The following is a 22207-nucleotide window of genomic DNA, read 5'->3' as shown; positions in this document are numbered from 1 at the left end:
GACAAGAAAGACAGTAATATTCTCATGCGCGGGATCAGCGGCCTGTTATGACGAAATCCGATGAAACGCCGGTCTATCTGGCGGCGGACTGCGGCGGCAGCCATTGCCGCGTCCGGCTCTATGACGAGGATGGCAACCGGCTGGCCGAGGGGTTTGGGGGGCCGTCCAACGCCGCGCTTGGTCTTGATGCGGCGCTGAGCGAGATTTTCCGCGCCACCCGCGAGGCGCTCGGCACCCTTGAGGGGGTGACGATCCCCCTCTCCCGCCTGCATGCCGGTTTCGCCATGGCCGGACTGATCGAGCCGACCTTGCGTGAGGAGTTTACCCATATCCCCCATCCCTTCGCCTCGATGACGGCGGAGACGGACGCCTTCGTTGCCCAGCTTGGCGCCTTTGCGGGCGGCGATGGCGGTCTGTTGATCACGGGCACCGGCTCCTGCGCCTTTGCCTCGGTGGGCGCGGATAAATACTATATCGGCGGCTGGGGCTTCGGTGTCTCGGATCAGGGGTCCGGCGCCCGCCTTGGCCATCTGTCGGTGCGCCGCGCGCTTCAGGCCTATGACGAGATTCTGCCGCCCTCCCCCTTCTGCGAGGAGATTATGGACAAGCTCGGCGGCACGCCGGCGGAGGTCTCAAGCTGGTCGCTGACGGCCCGGCCCGCTGATTACGCGACGCTTGCCGCCCTCGCCTTTGATTATGCGGCGCGGGAGGATGAGGTTGCCGTCTATCTGGTCAAGGAGATCGCAGGGGAAGTGGAACAGCTTATCCGCGCCCTCATCAAGCGCGGCGTCAGCGGCATCCGCCATGTCGGTGGTCTTGCCGACCCGATCCGGCCCTGGCTTGATGACAGCCACCAGAGTTGTTTCGTGACGGCGAAGGGCGATGTATTTGACGGGGCGCTCCGCCTGATCAACAACCGCACAGGACTGATCAACAAATCGGGCAAGGGGCGGCAATGAAAAAAGCGCTTGTGAATGCCCGCCTGCTGCAGGGGGAGGACTGGCAGACGGGGCAGGCCCTGCTGATCGATGGCGAGACGATCAAGGGAATCTGGCCCGAGACGGACATCCCCGATGGCTATCAGCGGCAGGATCTCGGCGGCGGCTATCTCCTCCCCGGCTTTATCGATGTGCAGGTGAACGGCGGCGGTGGTGTCCTCTTGAATGACGCGACGGAGCTTGCCGATCTTGAACGGATAGTCAGCGCGCATCGGACCTTCGGCACGACCGCCCTGCTCCCGACCCTGATCACCACCTCATGGCAGCGGATGCAGGAGGTGGCGGCGCTGATCCGCGAGGCGCGGGCCGCCAATATGCCGGGGATCGCGGGCATCCATTTCGAAGGTCCCTATCTTAACAGCGCGCGCAAGGGCGTTCATAACGCGGCACATATACGCGAGCTGGAGGATCAGTTTATCGCGCTTGCGGGTGCCGGCGATCTCGGCACCGTTGTCGTCACCCTCGCCCCGGAGAAAACCCAAACCGCGCGCATTGAGCGGCTGGTCGACGCGGGCGTTATCGTCTCCGCCGGGCACAGCATGGCAAGCTATGAGGAGATGACGGCGGCGATTGACGCGGGACTTTCCGGCGTCACCCATCTTTATAACGCCATGCCGCCGATGGAGAGCCGCGCGCCGGGCCTGATCGGGGCGGCGTTTAATTCCAGGGAATGCTACTGCGGCTTCATCAATGACGGGCATCATGTACACCCGGCAACATTGAAGGCCGCGATTGCCGCCAAGGGAGCGGACCGCATGATGCTGGTGACCGATGCGATGGCCACCGTCGGCACGGAGAGGACAGAATTCCGCCTCGATGAGCAAGAAATTCACCTCACGGAAGGACGGCTGACGACGGTGGAGGGCACGCTTGCCGGTTCCGCCCTCGATATGGCGGCGGCGGTCCGCAATGCCGTCACCCTGCTGGATCAGCCGCTCATCACCGCGATCCATATGGCGAGCAGCGTTCCCGCGGCCTTCCTGAAGCAGGCAGAACAGCGCGGAACGATTGCGCCGGGCCTTGCTGCCGATCTCGTCCTGCTGGATGGTAATATGGACGTTAAAAGATGCTGGATCGCGGGCCGCGAATAGCGCCGTTATTTGTTTGACGGGGGCTATCGCAGCCCGTAAAAATCATGCCAGCAAAGAACAAACATTTCTGGCCCAACGGGAGGATATTTCCATGATTTCGATTACAAGACGGTCATTGCATAAAACGGTTCTGGGCGGCCTTGCGGCGCTGATGGCCGTCACCGGCGGCGCGGTGAGCAGCTTCGCCGCCGACAAGATCACGGTCGGCGCGCTCCGCTTCACCTCCCACGCGCCGAGCTTCGTCGCCTATGAGAAGGGCTATTTCACCGATGAAGGGCTGGAGGTCGAGTTTAAATTCTTCCAGGCCGCGCAGCCGATGGCCGTTGCCATTGCCTCCGGGGACGTGGATTTCGGCATCACGGCGATTTCCGGCGGGTTGATCAATCTCGCCGAGAAAGGCGCGATTAAAGTGATCGGCGGCGCGCTGCAGGAGGAACCCGGCATCGACGGGCAGATCATCCTTGTCTCCAAGGCCGCCTATGATGACGGCGTGACCAGTCCGGCCATGCTCAAGGGCCGGAGCTTCGGCATTACCCAGGCCGGTTCCTCCTTCCATTATATGGCGTCCAAAATTGCTGAAAAAGAAGGGTTTTCGACCGCCGACATGAAGCTCGTGCCGCTGCAGAAGGTCGGCGCGATCATCGGCGCGCTCAAATCCGGTCAGGTCGACAGCTGGTCCATCGTGCCGCATATCGCCAAGGCAATCTCCGCCGGTCCCGAGATCATGCAGATCGGCATGGTCGCCGACTATATCCCGGATTATCAGGTCACGACGGTCTTCACCTCGACCGAGAATGCCGAGAACAAGCCCGACCTCGTGAAGCGGTTCCTTGCCGCCTTCTCCAAGGGCGCCGATGACTTCAACGCCGCCCTTGTCGACAACACCGAGGGCGAAGATGGCGCCGCGGCGATGGTCGAGCTGATCCATAAATATGTCTACACGGACCGCCCGCTTGAAAAGGCGGCCCCGTCGATCAAGAACGGGGCGATGCGCGTCAACAAGAATGCCGCGCTCAACCTCACCAACGTGCAGGACCAGCTTGACTGGTTCAAGGCGGAAGGGCTGGTCAAGGAAGACATCACGATCGAGACGCTGGTCAACACCGATTACGTCGAGACCTTCTAAGCGAGACCATGGACCTCAGCCTTCGCCATATTTCCCATCGTTATGACGAGGTTGAGGTCCTTCGCGACATCAGTCTTGAGATTGGCCAGGGCCAGATCGTCTGCATCATCGGCCCGTCGGGCTGCGGCAAGTCAACGCTGCTCCGCATGATCGGCGGGCTGGAGCGCCCGACAAGCGGCGAGGTGCTGCAACTTGGCGAGCCACCCGCCGGATGCCTCAACCCGCTTACCTATATCTTTCAGGATTTCGCCCTGCTTCCCTGGCGGACGGTGGAAGGAAACATCAGCCTCGTGCTGGAAGATCATGCGCTTGATGGTGCGGCGCGGGAGAAAATCATTGCCGATGTGCTCGCCCGCACGAAACTCAGCGATTTCCGAAAAGCCTATCCCCGGCAGCTTTCCGGCGGCATGAAACAGCGCGTCGCCATTGCCCGCGCGCTTTCCGTGCGGCCCGCTGTCCTGCTGATGGATGAGCCTTTGTCGGCGCTCGACAGCCAGACACGGGAGCTGCTCATGGATGACCTCGTGGAGCTTTGGGAGAAGGAGAATTACACCGCCGCCTACGTCACCCATAACCTTGCAGAAGCCGTGCGGCTCGGTCACAAGATCGTCGTCCTCTCGCGCCGGCCGGGGGAGATTCGCGATATCGTCGAGATTGACATGCCGCTTTCCGCGCGGACCGGGGAGAATGCGGAGCTGGAGGCCATCCAGAAGCGGCTTTGGACCCTGATGCGCGATGAGGCGCGCGCGGCGGATATGGAGCTGCTGGATGAGTGACAGGGCAAGCGACAGTCAGGGGACAGGCAAGCCGGTTCCCTTTCGCGGCGGCGGGTTCCTGCCGAAGCCGAAGAAAATCATTGCGCCGATTGTCTTTATCGTGCTGATCGGCCTGTGGGAGCTGGGCACCCGGACCGGGATGATCAGCCCGCTGATCCTGCCCGCCCCGTCGGAGGCATTCGGCGCCTTTATGGATCTGGTGAATTCCGGGCTCCTTTGGCAGCATCTCGCGGCCTCCCTGCAGCGGCTGCTGATCGGCTGGTTCTCGGGCACAATGCTTGGCATTCTTGTGGGCACGCTGATTGGGCTTTTCTCCATTGCCCGGTCCGGGATGCAGCCGCTGGTCTCCGCCATCTTTCCGATCCCGAAGATTGCACTGCTGCCGCTCTTTGTCATCTGGTTCGGGATTGGCGAGGGGTCGAAGGTCGCGACCATCCTGTTCGGCACCTTCTTTCCGACGGTTATCGCCACCTATGGCGGGATCGACAATGTGGATCGCGGGTTGATCCGCATGGGGCAGTCCTTCGGGCTTTCGCGCCTCTCGATCATCTGGAAGATCATCCTGCCGGGCGCCCTGCCCGCCATCCTCTCCGGCGCGCGGATTTCTGCGGCAATTGCCATTATCCTGCTGGTCGCAGCGGAAATGATCGCGGCGGAGTTCGGCATCGGCGCCTATATCCTGCTGGCGGGCAGCCTGATGGCGACGGACCAGCTGATCGCCGGGGTGGCCATCCTGTCCTGTCTCGGGCTTGTTTTTGCCTGGCTGATCGGGCGGGCGGAGAAATATTTCCTGAAGTGGCGCGCCTGAGGCGGGCATAGCCGCCTTTTTCCAAAAATGAAAAAATTTATCCAAATGCGCCGGAACGCGTGCGTGATTAACCTTTTGGCAACCATCGCGGTGGCAATATGCCCCTATTATGACAACCGCCCTGCAGTATAAAGCGCGCCCGACCCCCAAGCGCAAGAAGCAATCGCTGACCGAAATGGCCTATTCCGCCATCAAGGCAGAGATCAATGCCGGGAAAATCGCGCTCGACAGCTTTATCGACATTCCGGAGATCGAACGGCAGCTCAATATGAGCCGCACCCCGATCCGCGAGGCGATGCTGCGGTTGCAGACGGAGAAGGTCGTGGAAATCGTGCCCAAGCGCGGCATCCGCATTCTTGCTCTTTCCGCCGACGAGCTGGCTGAATTTCATCAGGTGATTGTCGGGCTGGAACTGCAGGCGATCGGCAATATCTGCGCCCGTGGCCTGACCCGGACCGATATCATGCCGCTACTCTATGCACTCTCTGCCGAGGAGAATGCGTTGCGGGCCAGTAACGATGACGCCTGGGCCGAGGCGGACGAGAAATTTCACCGCAGCCTGTTTGTCCTGAATGGCAACAATAAGCTGATGGAAACCGGCCTTTCTTTCCGGGACGTGATCCAGCGGGCGAATATCGCGGCACTCCGCCATATCACGCTTTCCGACAAGGAACGCTGCCTGCGCGATCATAACGATGTGAAGGAACTGATGCTGGCCGGAAACGAAAGCAGTGCCCGGGCCAGCTACCTTGCGCATAGCAACTGGCTCCGGACCCAAGTCGCCGAGACGCTTGAGCAAAAGGACGTGACGCGCCTCTAGGCGTCAGGGGCCTCCTCTCAGGCAGTTTCCGACTGGATCGACACCACATTCCCGGACTGCTGCGTCATCGGAATGCGCACCACGAAATCCGACCCGATCCCCGCATAGGACGTACAGGTGATCTCGCCGCCGAGATTGCGTAAAGTCTCCTGCACCGCATAGAGACCGATGCCGAGGCCGCCACACATCTGGGCGGCATTCTTCATGCGCACGCCGCGTTCGAAAATGCGCGGGATATCCTCCTCCTCGATGCCGATGCCCGTATCCTCGACCTTGAGGATCAGATGCTCGCCCTCCAGCGAGGTGGTCATCTTGATGGCGCCGTCTGGCTTGGTGTAGCTCACGGCGTTGCTCATGAGGTTGTCGAGAATACGTTTGAGCTGCGCCGGAAAATCAACTTCCCGCCCCTCCGGTACGCTGTTGACCCAGTTGAACATCAGCTTCTTTTCGCGCACCGGCTTTTCGAATTTTTCAAGCGCGGCGGAAATGGCGGTATTGAATTTCTCCGAGACCGGGCCGTCCAGATTAACCCCGAGCCGCCCTTCCGTCACCGGGTTGGACAGCGAGATAAAATCGGTCACATGGGATTTCAGCGCCTCGGCAATTTTCTGCGCCCGTTCGGCGAAGCCCTTCTCGTCCTTGCCGATATGGCGGACGAAGTCGGTGACCAGCTCGTTGAACTTCTGGATTTCCCGGCGGATGGAGAGGCTGCCGTCGATGGTGTCGTTGGCCAGCTTGTGCTCGGCCTCATAGAGGATACGCTCGCGGAGTTTCAGCTCGGATCTCTGGTCGAACAGCGCGACAATCCGCATGGTTCCATCCCGGTTGGCGGAGAAATCGGCGCGAACCGGAATTTTCCGTCCGCTTTGCAGCTCGAGATGCGTGCGGACACTGCGCGCGCGTCCGCTTTCCAGCGACTGCATGTCGCTGGGTGGCAACTCCGCTTCGATAATCTGCGAGAGGGAGGCGCCGACCAGATTGCCGGGTTTGGTCTCCAGCAGCTTGGCGGCGGCGCGGTTGCAATGGCGGATGATCTTGTCGGAGCCCGCCACCAGGAAGGGTACGGTCGAATAATCAAGGAAGCTTTCGAGCAGGGATTTCGTCGATGACTGCTGCTGCATGGCCTGGCGTTTCAGATATTCAAAGCGCAGGCCCATGACCACGGCGACGGCCAGCAGCAGCCCGATGGCAAGCAACGTCGTATAGAGCGATTGCAGGTTCTCGCTGTCCTTTTCCATTGCATTGATGACGAGGGTGCGGATACGGTCCTTCTCTTTCTCATACATGGTGAGGATTTCGCGAAAGGCGGTGAAGGCGGCCTCGTCATTGATGGAGATGGTGCTGTCGATCTCGGCGATGGATTTCCCCTCCTCACGGAGCTGGTCAATCCGGTTGATGCTGACGAAATACTCCCGCAGCGTATTGTCGATGGCGGCGATCTGCTTTTCGGCGGCGTCACCGAAATGGGCACGGACAATATCGAGCTCCTCGCGGGCATGTTCAAATTCGATAAAGAACCCCGCCTTGTCCTTCTGTTCGCCCCGCAAGAGATAATCCTTAAAGTTGTGGATCATCCCGTGAAAGCCGACAAGGCTCATCACCTGTTCGCTATTGTTCGTGGTTTCGTCGAACTGCTGATCGGCGGCCATCCACTGGGCCGGGGCATTCAGGGAATAGACCTGATAGGTCCAGAAGAACAACAGCGCAAAAAGCGAGGCAAGAAACGCCAGTATAACCCCGAAATTCTTATGAAAATTTTCAACCACGAGAATTCACCTCTACATCGATACTCACTACAAAACGATGGATACAATAGTCCTGTAGATAATCTCTCAGTAGAGTCTTAATATTTCGTTAAGATCATATAAGGGGAGGTGTAGAATTCTTCAGGGAGGTCAAAATCTGTGTCTTTTAGATATCATTTTGGTAAATTTTTATCCAATTTTATAATTATCTAATACAATCATGGCGAAACTATGATTGAATCAGGGCAGTGTCGATTTTTTGCCGATTCACGCCAGCTCTGTCGTTATTTTTACCTCTGAATGCAGGGTTTTATGCACCGGACACATATCGGCGATCTCCAGCAGCCGATCGCGCTGTTCTTCCGTGAGGTCACCGGAAAATTCAATTTCCCGAGTGATCAGGTCGATTTTTCCGTCTTTACTCTCGCAATCGGCGCAGTCCTCGGCGTGAATTTTTGAATGCTTGAGTCGCACCGCCACATGCTCCAGCGGCCATTTCTTGCGATCGGCATACATGCGGATGGTCATGGAGGTGCAGGCCCCAAGCGCGGAGACCAGCAGGTCATAGGGGCTAGGCCCGCGATTGAGGCCGCCGACGGAAAACGGCTCATCCGCCAGCAGGGCATGGCCGTTGCTCTCAACCTGTTGCAGGAACTTGCCCGCCCCCGTCTCGCTAACCAGCGTTTCCCCCTCGCCTGCTTTCAGCTTCGTCGTCGCGGTCTTTTCCGTGAGATCGGGAATATAGCGCTTGGCCCAGCTGCTGATGACATCGGCGACATAGGCGGCATCGTCGCGGTTGCTGAGGAGATGATCCGCCTTATCGAGAGTGATGAAACTTTTCGGGTGTTTCGCGGCGATAAAGATATTGGTGGCGTTGTTGATACCGACAACGTCATCGAGCGGCGCATGAAAGACAAGCAGCGCTTTTCGCAGTTTTTTGATGCGCTCGGCCTGTTGCTGATCCTCGATATCCTCCAGGAACTGGCGACTTACCTTAAAGGGACGGCCGCCGATATCCACCTCAACCGTACCTTCCGCGCGGATTTTCTCATGCTGGCCGACGAAATGCTGGCCGGCATGGGCCGGATCGAAGGGCGCGCCGATGGTTGCCACCGCTTTCGCCCCGGGGATCTGTTCCGCCGCCGCCAGCACCGCCGCACCGCCGAGGCTGTGCCCGATCAGCAGGCTGGGCGCGGCATGGTTTTCCTTAAGGTAGTTCGCCGCATGGACGAGATCGGTGATGTTGGAGGTGAAGTTGGTATTCTCGAACTCGCCGTCGCTCTGGCCGAGACCTGTAAAGTCAAAGCGCAGGGTCGCAATGCCGAGCCCGGCAAGCGCCGAGGAGACCCGCGCCGCCGCGAACACATCCTTAGAACAGGTAAAACAATGGGCGAATAGCGCATAGGTCAGCGGCGCCCCGGTCGGCAGGTCCAGCCGTGCCGCCAGTTGTCCCGCCTCCCCGTCAAAGGTAACTTTTTCCGACCGCATTGATTGTCTCTCCTGCTGATGACTGAAGGCTGGGGCTTACCTTATATAGTAACGGCAAGGCAGCCGGTTCAACAGGGGAAGTTTGGAGGAGCTGGTTTTAAGTGTATCAGCTTTCGTCGCTGGTGATCAGCGAGCGGAGCGCCTCATCAATGGCCGCCGAGACATCGACCGCATCAATGGACACGGGATCGGACGGCGGCAGGGCGCTCCCGTCCATCCAGGCGGGCTTGCTGTAGTCCTGAACATCCATCTCCGAATAGCCTTGCACCTGGATTGTGTCGAACAGGAGATCGAGATCAAGCTGGCTCTCGGCAACCTCGGGCAGCATGCCGTCAAGATCGGCCTCCGCGACAGGCATGTGGGGCGTGGCTTCCGCGGCCTCAACAATCGCGGAGACATCGAAATTATCGTCGCTATAGACGGGGTCCGCTGCGGGCGCTTCGAAATCACCCACCGTTGCGGCGGTCTCAATCACGAACTCTTCCCCCTCTTCGCCGAGCATGGGGGTGAACTCGTTAATAACCTCTTGTGTCGCCTGGTCGTGCGCGCGCGTCGGGAAGAGGAGTATGTCACTCTCGTCTTCCGTAAACAGAATTTCCTGTTCTGGTGTTTCTTTCGACATCCGCTTGTCCAGTTTCAACGCCGGGCGTCACCGTCATACGGCACCCGGGCCACTTCAATACTCTGCAACATAGATCAACTGAAACGGCTTTGCATACCCCATTTAGGGGATAAACAGTAATTATTGATGTAGATAAAATTATATTAAAATCAAATCATTACCGTCTATTCATCGATTCTTTCCTTAAATTGCGAAATCTGGCCTTCAAACGTCCGGATCTGTCTTTTATCGGGCATAATATTACTGCGAAAGGAATAAAAATAAACATAGGGGCGGTCGCGATATTTTCGGTTCCCCCGCCCCGTAACCGCTTCATTCTCTAAAGAAAGCGCCCGCGGGAATATTTGCCTGCCACCTTCCTGGTGCGGCTTAACTTTTGATTAACCTATCTTAACAACCGTTTTTTAAGAACTCTTGTTGATCATTTGAAATTCTCGATTTAGATTACTTATCCGATGAGGTGTATTGTGAGCTATTTACCGGATTCCGTTGCCGCGATGAAAGCAACCAAAGCAGTAAAATCTGTTCTTCATGTTGGCGTTTTGGCGACAGTGTTGTCCCTCTCCGTCTCCTCTTTTGCCCCCCTTGCCCAGGCCAATTCAGACGATCCGGATTATTTCCGCGTCAAAATGGACAAGGGCGGTACGCTGAATGTCCGAAAGAACCCGTCCCTCAAGGCACAGAAAGTCGGCGCCCTGCAGGCGGAGACAAACGGCATCGTCAATCTCGGCTGCCATATTGGCATGCCCTATCTGGAATGGCGTAATTCGACCACCGCGATCCGCAAGGTGGAAACCCGCCGCAAATGGTGCAATATCGAATATAACGGCATGACCGGCTGGACCGCCGGCCAGTATCTCGAAGCCGACCTGCCAGAATAATCAGTCCAAAAGGATCAGCGCGGCCGCCTGCATCACAAACAGGTACCGCGCGCCCTTGCCGATCGTCACCAGCAGCAGGAAGAAGCCGAAATGCACCCGCATGGCCCCGGCGACGATGGTGAGCGGGTCGCCAAAGAACGGCACCCAGGCGAGCAACAGCGTCCATTTTCCGTATTTATCGAACCATCCCACGGCGCGGTCATACTGCGCCTCCTTGATGGGGAACCATTTCCGGTCCCGATAATTGGTGAAAAACCGGCCGAGGAACCAGTTGAGGACGGACCCCAGCACATTGCCGAGCGTTGCCACCAGCAACAGTATCGCGGGTGCCCCGGTTTCCTCATTCAGCATCAGCGTCAGCGCCGCCTCCGACGTGCCGGGGAGGATCGTCGCCGAGACAAAGGCACTGAAAAACAGGCTTACATAAGCGGCGAGATCGCTCATCCGGCAGATGTCATGATTTGGTGGGCTGGCGTTGTGCCGTCAGATGTTTGCGCGATTCATCGGACCATTGCCCGGTCGGCTTTCCGAACTCCCGCCCGACTTCATAGCCACGCCGGAGCGCCGGGCGGCTCTTGAGATTGTCGTACCAGCGGCGGATATTGGGAAACTCGCCGAGGTCGATCTCCTGCCGCTTGTAGGTGATGATCCAGGGCCAGCAGGCCATGTCGGCAATCGAATAATCGCCGCAGATATAGTCCCGCCCCTCAAGGCGCTTGTTCAGCACATCGAAGAGCCGGAGCGCCTCGGTCGAGTAGCGTTCCTGCGCATACGGGATTTTCTCTGGCGCGTAGAATTTGAAATGCCCGTTCTGGCCGAGCATCGGGCCAAGCCCGCCCATCTGCCACATCAGCCATTCGATGACCTCCTTGCGCCCGCGGAGATCGGCGGGCAGGAATTTACCGGTTTTCTCGGCAAGATAGATCAGGATCGCCCCAGTCTCGAAAACGGAGATCGGCTCGCCGCCGTCCGCCGGGTTCTGATCGATAATCGCCGGCATGCGGTTATTGGGGCTGATTTTCAGGAAGTCCGGCTCGAACTGCTCCCCCTTGCCGATATTGACCGGGATCACCTTGTACTCAAGACCCATTTCCTCAAGCGCGATGGAGATTTTCCATCCATTCGGTGTCGGCCAGTAATAAAGATCGATCATGCGCCTATTTCCAGCCGATCTTCGCTTCGATGAGCGGGAAGCGGTCGTTGCCGAAATACATATCGCCGCCATCGAGGAACATGGTTGGCGTGCCGAAGCCGCCCCTCTCGATCACAGCCGTCGTATTGTCTTTCAGCTTGTCCTTATAGACGGGATCGTTGATCTTTTCGAAGAAGCTCTCCTTATCGAGCCCGACATCGGCCACGATACCCTCCAGCACGTCTGTTTGCGAGATATCGCCGCCCTCACTCCAATAGCGCTCGAACACCCGACGGGCGTAAGGCACGATACAGCCCTCCTCGATCGCAACGAAGGCGCCGCGCATGGCCTTGACGCTGTTGACCGGAAAGACGGGAAGCTCCGACATATGAATGATCTTGATACCGACGAATTCAGCCCAGTCCTGAAGGTCCTTTTTGGCGTAGCGCTGTTTCGGGATCACCGGGTTTTCCCGCGAGGCATAGACCGACGGATTGACCGTGTTGAAGACACCGCCGACAAGGAATGGATGATAGCTGATTTCAAGGTCGGGATGACGGGCGGCCATCTGCTGCAGGGATTCAAAGCCAAGATATGTCCAGGGGCTGGAGCAATCAAAGAAAAATTCAAGTTTATGCATCGGGTCAGGTCCTTCTATTCTTTTTTTACCTGTTGCGTCGTCTCCCTAACATAGTAACATTATTGGGAAAAAAACAAGTTTCAGAAAAAGGAAAAGAGTTCATGCAGACACGACCGCTTGGAAAAAACGGACCGCAGGTTGGCGCGGTCGGATTGGGATGCATGAGTTTTGCGGGCTTTTACGGCAAAACCGATATCCAGGAGAGCCATGCGACCCTCGCGAAGGCCATGGACCTCGGTGTTGATTTTCTCGACACATCCAACGTTTACGGCGCGGGCAAGTCCGAGGAGATCATCGGCGCCTTCATCAAGGACCATCCGAATTTCTTCAAGATCGCAACCAAGGGCGGCATCAAGCGCGAACCGGGCGCGACGGAACGCACCTTTGATAACAGTGAAGCCTATTTGCGCGGTGAACTTGAAAAATCACTGAAGCGGCTCGGGGTCGAGCAGGTCGCGCTTTACTATATCCACCGGCAAGATCCGAGCCTCCCGGTGGAGGAGGTCGTCGAGACTCTGGTCAAGTTCAAGAACGAGGGCAAGATCGGTGGTTTCGGATTCTCCGAGATTGCACCGACGACGCTCCGCCGGGCCCATGCGGTGCATCCGGTGATGGCCGTGCAGAGCGAATATTCCCTCTGGACCCGGATGCCGGAACTCGGCATGGTGCAGGCCTGCATCGAGCTTGGGACGACCTTTGTGCCCTTCTCGCCGGTCGGGCGCGGCATCTTCAGCAGCAAGCCGCTCGATCCGTCGACCTTTGCGGACACGGATTTCAGGAAGAATAACCCGCGCTTTGTCGAACCCAATTTCTCGCTCAACATGAAGGCGCTTGAGCCGTTCAACCAGATGGCCGCGGACAAGGGGGTGACGCCCGCAACTCTGGCCATTGCCTGGGTTCTCGCACAGGATGGCGATATGGTGCCGATCCCCGGCACCCGGAGCGCCGGACATCTTGAGGAATGCGCCGCCGCGGCGGACATGAACCTCACGGCGGCCGACCTTGCGGAGATCGAGAAAATCCTCCCCGTCGGCTGGGCCCATGGCGCCCGCTATACCCATAACCAGCTCTGGGGCACAGCGGTCTACGGCTAAACTCAGCTCCGGCAGTTGAACTCCGCCCAGAGCGGATAGTGATCGGACAGGCGGTGCTGTTTCGTGGCCTTGGTGAAATCCGTTTCGGTATAGATCAGCGGCACGAAATCGAAACTGCCTGCCGTCACATAGTCGAGGTTCAGCTGCCGCTTGCCGCCGCTTTCGAACCAGGCCACCTGATCGTAGTATTTCTTCAGCTGCGGGTCGTTGTCTTGCGCGAAGATGGAGCGTTTGACCCCGTGCAGCTCCGCCGGGACCGTCAGCCCCGTGCTGGTGAAGGCCTGCCAGAGATCGTCGCCATGGCGGTCGATGTTGAAATCGCCGAGCGCGATGAAATTCTGGCCGTATGCATTCGCCTGCCCCGCCCATTCATAGAGCCATTCGGCAATGCCCTGAAGCTCCGGGATGCGCCCCATCGAATCCGATCCGAAATCCACATGCAGGGTGGTCAGGATAAAGGTATCCTTGCCCGCGAGGAAGCTGACCGCATAGGGCGTGCGGGCAAACTGGCGTTGCAGCGCGCCGGAGCCAATCACGCCATCCTCCGGGATGACCAGTTCCCCTGCGAGCCCCGAGAGCCGGACGCGGCGGCTGTCAAAAATAAAGCCCATCCGCTCGTTATTGCCTGCATCGCCGCGTGTGACATCGGTCATCAGGAACTGCCAGTCCGGCCCCAGCGTCTTCATCATGGTGCGGAGTGCCTTGAGGTCGCCCTTGATCTCCTGCAATGCAATGACATCAAAGCGGGAGATAATCTCGGTAATCGCCCAGAGGCCGCGATAGTCCCGCTTCGGACTGTCGTCATCCTCCGCCAGCCATTTCTCGGTGAGAGAGGAAAAGGCCTTGATGTTCCAGGTCGCGATCAGCAGATTGCGGCTCACATCCCGCTTGGCCGGTACATCAAGGTCGAGCTTCTGGCGCAGGGCCTCCATCTCACTCTGGACCGGATTGGGCGCCGCCGGGTCGCGCCAGGATGGCAGGGGTTCAGACATCTTTTTCCTCCTTCATGGCCAGGATCTCCTCCGCATGGTGCGGAAATTTAAGGAAAATTCAACAGAAAGGCGAAGCCCCGCCTGAGAATTCTTTCTGCGGTACGCATAATTGCTTTATCCCTTTCGCAAAAACACTATGATGGCCGAAATTGAGAGTTCTGAGGGGAACCGGATGCCGGAGACGGAAAATCGCAACATTGTGCTGCTGTGTGTGCTCGCCGTTTTTATCGGTGTTATCGGTGGCATCGGGGCCTGGGTCTTCCGTCTGCTGATCGGCTTTTTCCACAACCTACTGTTCCTCGGGCAGTTCAGCCTACATTATGACGCCAATATCCATACGCCAACCAATGTCTGGGGCCCGGGAATCATCCTGGTGCCGGTTATCGGCGCGGTCGGTGTGGCCTGGCTCGTGAAAACCTTCGCGCCGGAGGCCAAGGGTCATGGTGTGCCCGAGGTGATGGACGCCATCTATTATAACGAGGGGCGCATCCGTCCCGTGGTCGTGATCGTCAAGTCCCTCGCCTCGGCCCTTTCCATCGGCAGCGGCGGCGCCATAGGGCGGGAGGGACCGATCATCCAGATCGGCGCGACCTTCGGCTCCGTCATGGGCAGCTGGGTCGCCATGCCGACGCGCCAGCGGGTCATCCTGATGGCGGCGGGCGCCGGGGCCGGGATTGCGGCCACCTTCAACGCACCGCTCGGCGGGATCCTCTTCGCGGTCGAGCTGCTGCTGGTGTCGATCAGCGCGCAAAGCATTTTCCTTGTCGCTACCTCGACCATCATGGCGACCTATATCGGCCGCCAGCTCCTCGGCACCAGCCCGAGCTTCGACGTGCCCGCCTTGCAGATCCCGGCCTTCGGGGTCGGCGATAACTGGGGCCTGATCCTGTTCCTGCCCTTCGGCCTGCTCTGCGGCCTCGCGGGCACCGCCTTTGTGCGGGCGATCTACTGGGCGGAGGACAAGTTCGATGCGATGCCCGGCAACTATTACAGCCGCCATATGATCGGCATGGCGCTCGTCGGGGTCATGATCTATCTGATGCAGCTCTATGCCGGGCATTTCTATGTGCAGGGCGTCGGCTATGCCACGATCCTCGATGTGCTGGTGGGGGCGCTGTCAGACCCATGGTTCCTGCTGTTGCTGTTCGGGCTCAAGATGGTGGCGACCTGCCTCACCCTCGGCTCCGGCGCGTCCGGCGGCGTGTTCTCGCCCTCCCTCTTCATGGGGGCGACTTTGGGGGCAGCGTTCGGCAGCATTATGCATATGATCTTTCCGGCGCTTGAAGTTGGCATTCCGGTCTTTGCCATTGCCGGGATGGCGGCGATGATCGGCTCGACCACCGGCGCGATTTTCACAAGCGTCGTGATGCTGGCCGAAATGACCGGGGATTACGATACGGTGCTGCCGACGGTGCTGGCGACGGCGGTCGCCTATGCGGTGCGGCGGAAACTCTCCCCGGCCAGCATCTATACGCTGAAGCTGAACCGGCGCGGCCATTCGGTGCCGGAAGGGCTGAGTTCCGCCCTGCTGGCGGCGCGGCGCATCCGCGATATCATGACGCATAACTTCACGGTGCTGAAGGAGGGAGAGGCCCTCCCCGACACCCCCGGCACCGTTATCTGGACGGCGAACGGCAGCGTCATAAAGACCGAGCAGCGCTTTGCCGAGCGGAACAATCCCGAAGCTGCCCTGACCGTCGGTACGCCGGTGAATTTTGCCTTTATTGCCGAGGATGCGAGCCTGATCGAGGCCTTGCAGACGCTGGAGCAGCAGGGCGCCGATGTGGCGCTTGTCTCCACCGCGCCGCAAGGGAAGACGGCGGCGGATATCGTCGGCGTGGTAACGGAAACGGAGCTTTCCCGTGCGCTCAAGAATGTGGCGGCGCTGCACTAGGCGCGCTTAGAAAGCCTCCGCCCGGGCCCGCTCCCAATCGCGCTGATAGCTGGGCCGGATCGTATCCGAGAGCAGTTCCTTGTCATCGAGGAATTCATACAGCTCACGGCTGGAGCGTTCCGTCTGATCGGCAACGCGCTGATAGATATGATCCGGGGTCAGATCTTCCGGATCATCCAGGCCGATCGCGCCGACCAGTTCGCGGAAACTCTCGATCGTGGCGCCGTGGAAATTCGCGACATGCTGCATGCGGAGTTCGACATCGATCGCGCGGGCGCGCACCTTGTCCTGCGTCGCAATCCCCGTCGGGCAGGTGTTGGTATTGCAGCGGAGCGACTGGATACAGCCAAGCGCGAACATCATCGGCCGGGCGACATTGCACATATCCGCGCCAAGGGCGATTTTCTCCATCAGGTCGAAGCCGGTGACGACCTTGCCACTTGCAATAATGCGGATATCTTTTCTAAGCCCGGTGCCGACAAGGCAGTTATGGACAAAGGTCAACCCCTCGTCGATGGGCACGCCGAGGCGGTTGGTGAATTCCAGCGGCGCCGCGCCGGTGCCGCCCTCCGCCCCGTCAACGGTGATGAAATCGGGGGTAATGCCGGTTTTCAGCATCGCCTTGCAGATACCCATGAATTCGCTGCGATTGCCGATGCAGAGCTTGAAGCCGACCGGCTTGCCGTCCGTGAGCTCGCGAATCTGCTCGACGTATTCAAGCAGCCCCTCCGGTGTCGAGAAGGCGGAATGGGCGGGCGGGGAAATAACAGTCTTGCCGACCGGGACACCACGGATTTTGGCAATTTCCTCATCCACCTTGGCCGCCGGCAGAACGCCGCCATGGGCGGGCTTGGCCCCCTGGCTGAGCTTGATCTCGATCATCTTGACGATATCGCGGTTGGCGTTGACCTTGAATTTCTCCGCGTCGAAATTTCCCTCACCCGTACGGCAACCGAAGTAGCCGGTGCCGATCTGCCAGATGATGTCGCCACCGCCCGCCAGGTGATAGGGGCTGAGACCGCCCTCCCCCGTGTTATGGGCGAAACCGCCGATCTTCGCGCCGCCATTCAGGGCATGGATGGCATTCGGGCTGAGCGCGCCGAAACTCATGGCCGAGATATTGAGGCGCGAGGCGCTATAGGGCCGCTTGCATTGCGGTCCGCCGACCGTTACCCGCGCCTTCTCCGCATCCACATGCTTGGGCGCGAGGGAATGGCTGGCCCGTTGATAGCCGACTTCGAGGATATCCCACTGGGTGCCAAAGGGCTGCGTATCGAGGCCCTTGTTCGCCCGCGCATAGACAAGGTTGCGCTGCATCCGGTTATAGGGACGCCCGCTCTCGTTCGTCTCGATGAAATACTGCTGGATTTCCGGGCTGATGAATTCAAGCGCATAGCGCAGATGGCCGATGACCGGATAATTGCGGAGCACGTTATGCTCGGCGAAATGCATGTCATAGAGGCCAAGGGCGATATAGGGCAGCAGCAGCCACAGGAACCAGACGACGGGTGGCCAGAAGAAATGGATGACAAAGACCAGCAGCAGGCCGATGCCGGAAATGGCGAAGAAAATCTGCCGCGCGAGAGTTCCCTTATCGCCGCTGAAAAACGATTTGCCGATGGTTCGTATGATCATCCGGAGTATCCCTAGTCAAAGACCTGCCCATGCTTGAACTGTTCATCCTGTCCCGCCGCCTCGGTGAGGGCCGCGACATTATCCTTGGTGAAGAAGCCGTCGAAGCCGTGGCAGCGCTCGACATATTCGGTGATCAGGATGGTATTCTTCGAATGTTTCGAGAAAATCTGCTTGAGGTTCGGCTCGTCCTTGCATTCGCCGACCACATGGGCCAGGAACGGCACGCCCTTCTCCTTCAGCGCCCCGACGACGAAATCGACATTCTTCTCACCCGCCGCATGGTCGCCGTCCTGCACCTCTATCGCGATATGATGCATCCGCCGTCCGTAGTTGCGTACGAAGGTTTCCGTCGGCATCGGCCGGTTCTCGAAGCTATTGACGAAGGACGGGGTATTGTTGGCGGTAAACACCTTCGCCGGGGACAGCTTGTCATCCATGATCGACCCGTTGCGGTTGACGTTGGTCGAGGAGTTCATGTCCGCGATGTTATAGGCACCCCAGAAATAATAGGGCACCTGGGTCAGGAATTCGAGAATGGCGTCTTCCCGGTCCGCCGCAAGGATACGGGTCGCCATATGGTCGATCCCGAGCAGCAACTCGCCAACGCCGGAGCTTTCGGCGAAGTCCGCCGCGGCATCGAGCAGCGCCTGCTCCGCCGGAGTCAGCTCAAAACGGCCGCCAAGGCCAAGGCTGTCCGGATCATTGAAATCAAGCGGGCTGTAGCCGACCCGGTTGCCGGTAAAGTCAGAGGGCATGGTGAAAAGGAAGCCATCCTCGGTGTAGAACGGGTTCTCGACCTCGCCCTGATATTCAAAGCGGACAGCCTGATCCTCCAGCGTTCCCCGCACCGCTTCATTATTGGCGCATTGGTAGATTTCCCCGACATAGCGGCTATGGGGCGTTGCGCGGGACAAGGGATACATCCGGTTGACGCGGGTGATATATTCCTCAAATCCCTCGCTCAAGGGTTCCATCAGGATGAGGGCGGGAAAGGCCGGGCGGCTGTGCAGTACATGGAAGCGATGCGTTGCGCCAATATAGCTGGCGCTGTGACGATAGGGCGTCATCTCATACAGCTCGACCATGGTCGCGATGCTGGTGCCGGGGTCCACCTGAAGGACGACGGCGCGCATGTTGCCGACCAGATCCTCGATGCCGCTTGCCTTGCGGCGCTCATAGATTTGCGGGCGAAAGTCGTTGAAGAAATCGGAATTCTTCTTGTCCCCTTTCGGCTCATACCCCTCGTAATCAAATGCCATGCCTTCTTCCCCTCATGTTCTGTTACGTCTTAGCACAAATCCGGATAAGTCGGGGTCCAGAATTGCGCCGCGAGCCGTTCGTCGATTTCCGCCTCGCTAAGCTCCGGCGCCACCTTGTCGGCCACCGCCTGCAGCGCGACGGCGCGGGCAACGGCGCGGCTCACGGCCCGGATGTCGGCAATCGGCGGCAACAGTGCCGCCGTCGGGTCCTGCAAGGCGGGCGACATATCGGCCAAGGCACGGGCGGCGGCCATGAACATATTGTCCGTCACCCGCGTCGCCTCACCGGCGATCACGCCAAGGCCGACGCCCGGAAAGATATAGGTGTTGTTGCTCTGGGCGATATGATGCGATGCGCCCTTGTAGGTGACCGGTTCGAACGGGCTGCCCGTCCCGATCAGGGCGCGGCCATCGGTCCATTCGAGAATATCCTCCGGCACCGCTTCCGCCTTTGAGGTCGGGTTGGAGAGCGGGAAGATAATCGGCCGTTCCGTATTCTTCGCCATTTCGCGGATGATTTCCTCGGTGAACAGGCCGTGCTGTCCCGACACGCCGATCAGGATGCCCGGCATGCCCTTTTTAACTACATCCATCAGGCTGATGCTGCCGTCCTCTGCGCTCGACCAGGCGGCGACATGCCCGTGATCCTGCACCAGCCGCTGCTGGAATTCCATCAGCCCGTCCATATCGCTATGCAGCAGGCCGTAACGATCCACCATATAGATGCGCGCGCGGGCCTCCGCTTCGCTCAAGCCCTCATCCATCATGATCCGGATCAGCTGCTCGGCAATGCCCGCGCCCGCCGATCCCGCCCCGAGGAAGGCGATATAATGATCCTTGAGAGGCTTATCCAGCAGCTTGCAGGCCGCGAGCAGCGTGCCCGCCGCGACCGCCGCCGTGCCCTGGATATCATCGTTATAGGTGCAGAGCTGGTCGCGGTATTTTTCCAGCAACGGTTCCGCATGGGGCTGGGCAAAATCCTCGAACTGCAACAGAACGCTCGGCCATTTGCGCTTCACCGCCTGCACGAACTGATCGACAAAGTCGAAATAGGCCTCGCCGGTGACGCGCTTCTCCCGCCAGCCGATATACATCGGATCATCCAGCCGTTCCTGATTGTTGGTTCCCGCATCGAGGATGATGGGCAGTGTTACGCTTGGATCAACCCCGCCTGCCGCCGTATAGAGCGCCAGCTTGCCGATGGGAATGCCCATGCCGCCCGCACCCTGATCGCCGAGGCCGAGGATACGCTCGCCGTCCGTGACGACGATCGCTTCCACCGTCTCGTTCAAGGCATTGTCGAGAATGCTGTCGATGTCATGGCGGTGCGGATAGGAAATGAACAGGCCGCGCGGCCGCCGGTAGATCTCGCTGAACTGCTCGCAAGCCTCGCCCACCACCGGGGTGTAGATCAGCGGCATCATCTCCTCGATATGGGCGATGACGAGGCTGTAGAAGAGGGTTTCATTGGTGTCCTGAAGCGCCCTTAAGTAGATATGCCGCTCAAGGTCCGTGTCCTTCGCCTGGATGGCCTGATAGGCGCGCTCCGTCTGTTCTTCCAGCGTCTCGATATGCGGCGGCAGCAGGCCGAGCAGACCAAACGCCTCCCGCTCCTTCAGGGTAAAGGCCGTGCCCTTGTTCAGGATCGGCTCGCTGAGAAGCGCCAGCCCGACCGGGTTCTTCGCTGGAATTTCCGTCATCACACCCTCGCCCCTCACACCTGCCGGAAGTCATCCCGCCCCCGGTTTTGCCACGGCCATACTATAGCCGCGTCAAATTACGATACGCAAGCTGGCAGCGAAGAAAAGGGGATGGGAAAGATGTATGTCGCGGCCAGAGAATGCCGATACACTTCAAATCAAAGGCTGAAATCTATCTTCGGTAGTCCCCGGGGCAAATATATCTGATTGTCAATCCCAGCCGCGGCGGTAGTCGATGCGATGGCATTTGGGACAATGTAAACTACTGGTTGAACGGTTCTGGCGACGCGCCTCACGGCGCTCATCTTCATTCAGCACTTCGGTTTCAAATCGATGGCCGCAATTGTTGCAGCGGAAGCGAACCCTTTCAGGCATGGGTAATTCCTGCTTGTTCAATGAACTGGTTCCATAGGTATTCTGCCGCCTGCCCGGGGTTCAGGCGATCCGGTTCGTTTCCGAACATCGACATGGTCACGGTCAAGAACTGTTCATACTCGTCCGATGACACATTAAAACCACCATTCGCCGTGTTCTCCGCAGCGTTCTCGTTGAAGGAATAGTAGATGTCACTTAATGCGTAATCCGAGTTTCGACAGTGCACCGTTATATGTGCGGTTCCACTCTGCCGACCTTGATTGACGACCGTGCTGCCAAATGAGTTCGCTCTACGGTCTACAAAGCGACCACGCAATCCATCCATAGCATTTATCTCTTCGGTCGCCCGTCGGAAATAATCCTTTATTGTAACGAAGGCCGTGTCCCGATACTCGCTGCGATCAATGTCGTCGAAGTCGCGCTGCACCCGGTAGCGAGGGACGTCTCGTCGCGGAGCAGCCGGAGCAGGATCATTTTCGTTAGATTTGGGGGCATCCGTTTCGCTTGCGTCGACAATTCTACGAATTTCCTGTACGACATTCAGATAAGCATTGTTCGCGTTCGTCCATTCAGAGATTGGATCTCCGTCCTCGGGCACTGCCTTCAACCGGCGAAGCTCTGATATCTCCTTCCATTCGCATGGCTCGACGATGATTGGCACAATCCGAGCTTCTCCCGCGTCATGCCGCTCCAAGGCACGCCGCATCTCTCGTTCTACGCAATAGTTTGAATTGATAAAGTCTGGACTGACTAGCAGCAGAAAAAGGTCGGCTGCCTCTAGCTCCCGGCTGATTTCGTCGTCCAAAACATCCCCCGCCAAAATTTCCCGATCGTACCACATATCTACCCGACCTTCCCTACGGAGGTTAGCAAGGTGAACATGCAGTCGGTTGAGCACATCTGCATCTTGGTGGGAATATGAAATAAATACCCGCATCTATCCGCTATTTATCTTATATGTTGCTATTTTGTTCTCAAAATATCCCTTCAAATGAGAATAGTCAATAATTTTTTTAACGCTATGGTGTGACGATTAAACACAAACGCCGCTATATGATTGATATAGCGGCGTTAATTTGGTTGCGGGGGCAGGATTTTGCTTCGCTGTCCTTGGGCCTGTTTCGCAATGCG

Annotated in this window: 21 protein-coding genes; 9 read left to right on the top strand and 12 right to left on the bottom strand. The window is 58.6% G+C overall.

Annotated features, from left to right (window positions below; translation table 11 throughout):
• Positions 1 to 47 precede the first annotated feature (47 nt).
• The 6 genes from AAC599_RS17070 (at position 48) to AAC599_RS17045 (ending at position 5619) form a co-directional block, all read left to right on the top strand.
• A complete protein-coding gene (locus AAC599_RS17070; protein WP_340151614.1) occupies positions 48 to 959 on the top strand; it encodes a BadF/BadG/BcrA/BcrD ATPase family protein in 912 nt (303 codons plus the stop codon).
• Entirely contained in the window at positions 956 to 2089 is a 1134-nt protein-coding gene (gene nagA, locus AAC599_RS17065) for an N-acetylglucosamine-6-phosphate deacetylase (protein WP_340151613.1), read from the top strand. Before AAC599_RS17070 ends, nagA begins: the two co-directional genes overlap by 4 nt.
• 91 nt (positions 2090 to 2180) lie before the next feature.
• Positions 2181 to 3215: an ABC transporter substrate-binding protein gene (locus tag AAC599_RS17060; protein ID WP_340151612.1), complete on the top strand. Its 1035-nt coding sequence runs from the start codon at positions 2181 to 2183 to the stop codon at positions 3213 to 3215.
• An 8-nt stretch (positions 3216 to 3223) separates the two neighbouring features.
• Positions 3224 to 3991 carry an ABC transporter ATP-binding protein gene (locus tag AAC599_RS17055; protein ID WP_340151611.1) on the top strand — a complete coding sequence of 256 codons (768 nt, stop codon included), beginning with the start codon at positions 3224 to 3226 and terminating at the stop codon, positions 3989 to 3991.
• Positions 3984 to 4799, top strand: a complete 816-nt coding sequence (locus AAC599_RS17050) for an ABC transporter permease (protein ID WP_340151610.1) — start codon at positions 3984 to 3986, stop codon at positions 4797 to 4799. The genes AAC599_RS17055 and AAC599_RS17050 overlap by 8 nt, the downstream gene beginning before the upstream one ends.
• A 109-nt stretch (positions 4800 to 4908) precedes the next feature.
• Positions 4909 to 5619 carry a GntR family transcriptional regulator gene (locus tag AAC599_RS17045; protein WP_340151609.1) on the top strand — a complete coding sequence of 237 codons (711 nt, stop codon included), beginning with the start codon at positions 4909 to 4911 and terminating at the stop codon, positions 5617 to 5619.
• Between the two features lie 17 nt (positions 5620 to 5636).
• On the opposite strand, the gene AAC599_RS17040 is transcribed toward AAC599_RS17045, so the two are convergent.
• From AAC599_RS17040 to AAC599_RS17030, 3 genes are all read right to left on the bottom strand, one after another.
• Positions 5637 to 7385 carry an ATP-binding protein gene (locus AAC599_RS17040; RefSeq protein ID WP_340151608.1) on the bottom strand — a complete coding sequence of 583 codons (1749 nt, stop codon included), beginning with the start codon at positions 7383 to 7385 and terminating at the stop codon, positions 5637 to 5639.
• Between the two features lie 246 nt (positions 7386 to 7631).
• Complete coding sequence (locus tag AAC599_RS17035; RefSeq protein ID WP_340151607.1) at positions 7632 to 8852, bottom strand: alpha/beta fold hydrolase; 1221 nt, start codon at positions 8850 to 8852, stop codon at positions 7632 to 7634.
• 106 nt (positions 8853 to 8958) lie between these two features.
• Entirely contained in the window at positions 8959 to 9474 is a 516-nt protein-coding gene (locus tag AAC599_RS17030; protein WP_340151606.1) for a hypothetical protein, read from the bottom strand.
• Between the two features lie 467 nt (positions 9475 to 9941).
• Between AAC599_RS17030 and AAC599_RS17025 the strand changes: the two genes are divergently transcribed.
• Complete coding sequence (locus AAC599_RS17025) at positions 9942 to 10355, top strand: hypothetical protein (RefSeq protein ID WP_340151605.1); 414 nt, start codon at positions 9942 to 9944, stop codon at positions 10353 to 10355.
• Here AAC599_RS17025 and AAC599_RS17020 read toward each other — a convergent pair whose 3' ends face one another.
• From AAC599_RS17020 to AAC599_RS17010, 3 genes are read right to left on the bottom strand one after another with little or no spacing between them, the layout of a single operon-like run.
• A complete protein-coding gene (locus AAC599_RS17020; protein ID WP_340151604.1) occupies positions 10356 to 10799 on the bottom strand; it encodes a YqaA family protein in 444 nt (147 codons plus the stop codon).
• 10 nt (positions 10800 to 10809) lie between these two features.
• Positions 10810 to 11508, bottom strand: a complete 699-nt coding sequence (locus AAC599_RS17015; RefSeq protein ID WP_340151603.1) for a glutathione S-transferase N-terminal domain-containing protein — start codon at positions 11506 to 11508, stop codon at positions 10810 to 10812.
• Between the two features lie 4 nt (positions 11509 to 11512).
• On the bottom strand, positions 11513 to 12127 hold the full coding sequence (locus AAC599_RS17010) for a 2-hydroxychromene-2-carboxylate isomerase (RefSeq protein ID WP_340151602.1): 615 nt from the start codon (positions 12125 to 12127) through the stop codon (positions 11513 to 11515).
• A 101-nt stretch (positions 12128 to 12228) separates the two neighbouring features.
• Between AAC599_RS17010 and AAC599_RS17005 the strand changes: the two genes are divergently transcribed.
• On the top strand, positions 12229 to 13221 hold the full coding sequence (locus AAC599_RS17005) for an aldo/keto reductase (protein ID WP_340151601.1): 993 nt from the start codon (positions 12229 to 12231) through the stop codon (positions 13219 to 13221).
• Positions 13222 to 13223: 2 nt separating this feature from the next.
• Here the strand turns inward: AAC599_RS17005 and AAC599_RS17000 are convergent, their stop codons facing one another.
• Entirely contained in the window at positions 13224 to 14213 is a 990-nt protein-coding gene (locus AAC599_RS17000; RefSeq protein WP_340151600.1) for an endonuclease/exonuclease/phosphatase family protein, read from the bottom strand.
• Positions 14214 to 14349: 136 nt separating this feature from the next.
• Between AAC599_RS17000 and AAC599_RS16995 the strand changes: the two genes are divergently transcribed.
• The gene (locus AAC599_RS16995; RefSeq protein WP_340151599.1) at positions 14350 to 16107 is read left to right on the top strand and encodes a chloride channel protein; all 1758 of its coding nucleotides are present in this window, start codon (positions 14350 to 14352) and stop codon (positions 16105 to 16107) included.
• A 6-nt stretch (positions 16108 to 16113) separates the two neighbouring features.
• Here AAC599_RS16995 and AAC599_RS16990 read toward each other — a convergent pair whose 3' ends face one another.
• The 5 genes from AAC599_RS16990 to AAC599_RS16970 form a co-directional block, all read right to left on the bottom strand.
• Complete coding sequence (locus AAC599_RS16990) at positions 16114 to 17742, bottom strand: FMN-binding glutamate synthase family protein (RefSeq protein ID WP_340151598.1); 1629 nt, start codon at positions 17740 to 17742, stop codon at positions 16114 to 16116.
• A gap of 11 nt (positions 17743 to 17753) precedes the next feature.
• Positions 17754 to 19001, bottom strand: a complete 1248-nt coding sequence (locus AAC599_RS16985) for a hypothetical protein (RefSeq protein ID WP_340151597.1) — start codon at positions 18999 to 19001, stop codon at positions 17754 to 17756.
• A 29-nt stretch (positions 19002 to 19030) separates the two neighbouring features.
• Complete coding sequence (locus AAC599_RS16980; protein WP_340151596.1) at positions 19031 to 20701, bottom strand: NAD-dependent malic enzyme; 1671 nt, start codon at positions 20699 to 20701, stop codon at positions 19031 to 19033.
• A 210-nt stretch (positions 20702 to 20911) separates the two neighbouring features.
• Positions 20912 to 21076 (bottom strand): hypothetical protein, encoded by a 165-nt coding sequence (locus tag AAC599_RS16975; RefSeq protein WP_339754906.1) that lies wholly within the window; start codon positions 21074 to 21076, stop codon positions 20912 to 20914.
• A complete protein-coding gene (locus AAC599_RS16970; protein ID WP_339754903.1) occupies positions 21069 to 22013 on the bottom strand; it encodes a toll/interleukin-1 receptor domain-containing protein in 945 nt (314 codons plus the stop codon). The genes AAC599_RS16975 and AAC599_RS16970 overlap by 8 nt, the downstream gene beginning before the upstream one ends.
• Positions 22014 to 22207: the final 194 nt, after the last annotated feature.

Source organism: uncultured Sneathiella sp. (assembly GCF_963976355.1).
GTDB lineage: Bacteria > Pseudomonadota > Alphaproteobacteria > Sneathiellales > Sneathiellaceae > Sneathiella.
The sequence above is the reverse complement of the archived record's forward strand: the minus strand, read 5'-3'. Positions and strand labels throughout refer to the sequence as shown.

Coding starts and splice junctions, on each gene's coding strand:
- AAC599_RS17070 (WP_340151614.1), top strand. CDS start 48: ATGACGAAATCCGATGAAACGCCGGTCTATCTGGCGGCGGACTGCGGC.
- nagA (WP_340151613.1), top strand. CDS start 956: ATGAAAAAAGCGCTTGTGAATGCCCGCCTGCTGCAGGGGGAGGACTGG.
- AAC599_RS17060 (WP_340151612.1), top strand. CDS start 2,181: ATGATTTCGATTACAAGACGGTCATTGCATAAAACGGTTCTGGGCGGC.
- AAC599_RS17055 (WP_340151611.1), top strand. CDS start 3,224: ATGGACCTCAGCCTTCGCCATATTTCCCATCGTTATGACGAGGTTGAG.
- AAC599_RS17050 (WP_340151610.1), top strand. CDS start 3,984: ATGAGTGACAGGGCAAGCGACAGTCAGGGGACAGGCAAGCCGGTTCCC.
- AAC599_RS17045 (WP_340151609.1), top strand. CDS start 4,909: ATGACAACCGCCCTGCAGTATAAAGCGCGCCCGACCCCCAAGCGCAAG.
- AAC599_RS17035 (WP_340151607.1), bottom strand. CDS start 8,852: ATGCGGTCGGAAAAAGTTACCTTTGACGGGGAGGCGGGACAACTGGCG.
- AAC599_RS17030 (WP_340151606.1), bottom strand. CDS start 9,474: ATGTCGAAAGAAACACCAGAACAGGAAATTCTGTTTACGGAAGACGAG.
- AAC599_RS17020 (WP_340151604.1), bottom strand. CDS start 10,799: ATGAGCGATCTCGCCGCTTATGTAAGCCTGTTTTTCAGTGCCTTTGTC.
- AAC599_RS17015 (WP_340151603.1), bottom strand. CDS start 11,508: ATGATCGATCTTTATTACTGGCCGACACCGAATGGATGGAAAATCTCC.
- AAC599_RS17010 (WP_340151602.1), bottom strand. CDS start 12,127: ATGCATAAACTTGAATTTTTCTTTGATTGCTCCAGCCCCTGGACATAT.
- AAC599_RS17005 (WP_340151601.1), top strand. CDS start 12,229: ATGCAGACACGACCGCTTGGAAAAAACGGACCGCAGGTTGGCGCGGTC.
- AAC599_RS17000 (WP_340151600.1), bottom strand. CDS start 14,213: ATGTCTGAACCCCTGCCATCCTGGCGCGACCCGGCGGCGCCCAATCCG.
- AAC599_RS16995 (WP_340151599.1), top strand. CDS start 14,350: ATGATGGCCGAAATTGAGAGTTCTGAGGGGAACCGGATGCCGGAGACG.
- AAC599_RS16990 (WP_340151598.1), bottom strand. CDS start 17,742: ATGATCATACGAACCATCGGCAAATCGTTTTTCAGCGGCGATAAGGGA.
- AAC599_RS16985 (WP_340151597.1), bottom strand. CDS start 19,001: ATGGCATTTGATTACGAGGGGTATGAGCCGAAAGGGGACAAGAAGAAT.
- AAC599_RS16980 (WP_340151596.1), bottom strand. CDS start 20,701: ATGACGGAAATTCCAGCGAAGAACCCGGTCGGGCTGGCGCTTCTCAGC.
- AAC599_RS16975 (WP_339754906.1), bottom strand. CDS start 21,076: ATGCCTGAAAGGGTTCGCTTCCGCTGCAACAATTGCGGCCATCGATTT.
- AAC599_RS16970 (WP_339754903.1), bottom strand. CDS start 22,013: ATGCGGGTATTTATTTCATATTCCCACCAAGATGCAGATGTGCTCAAC.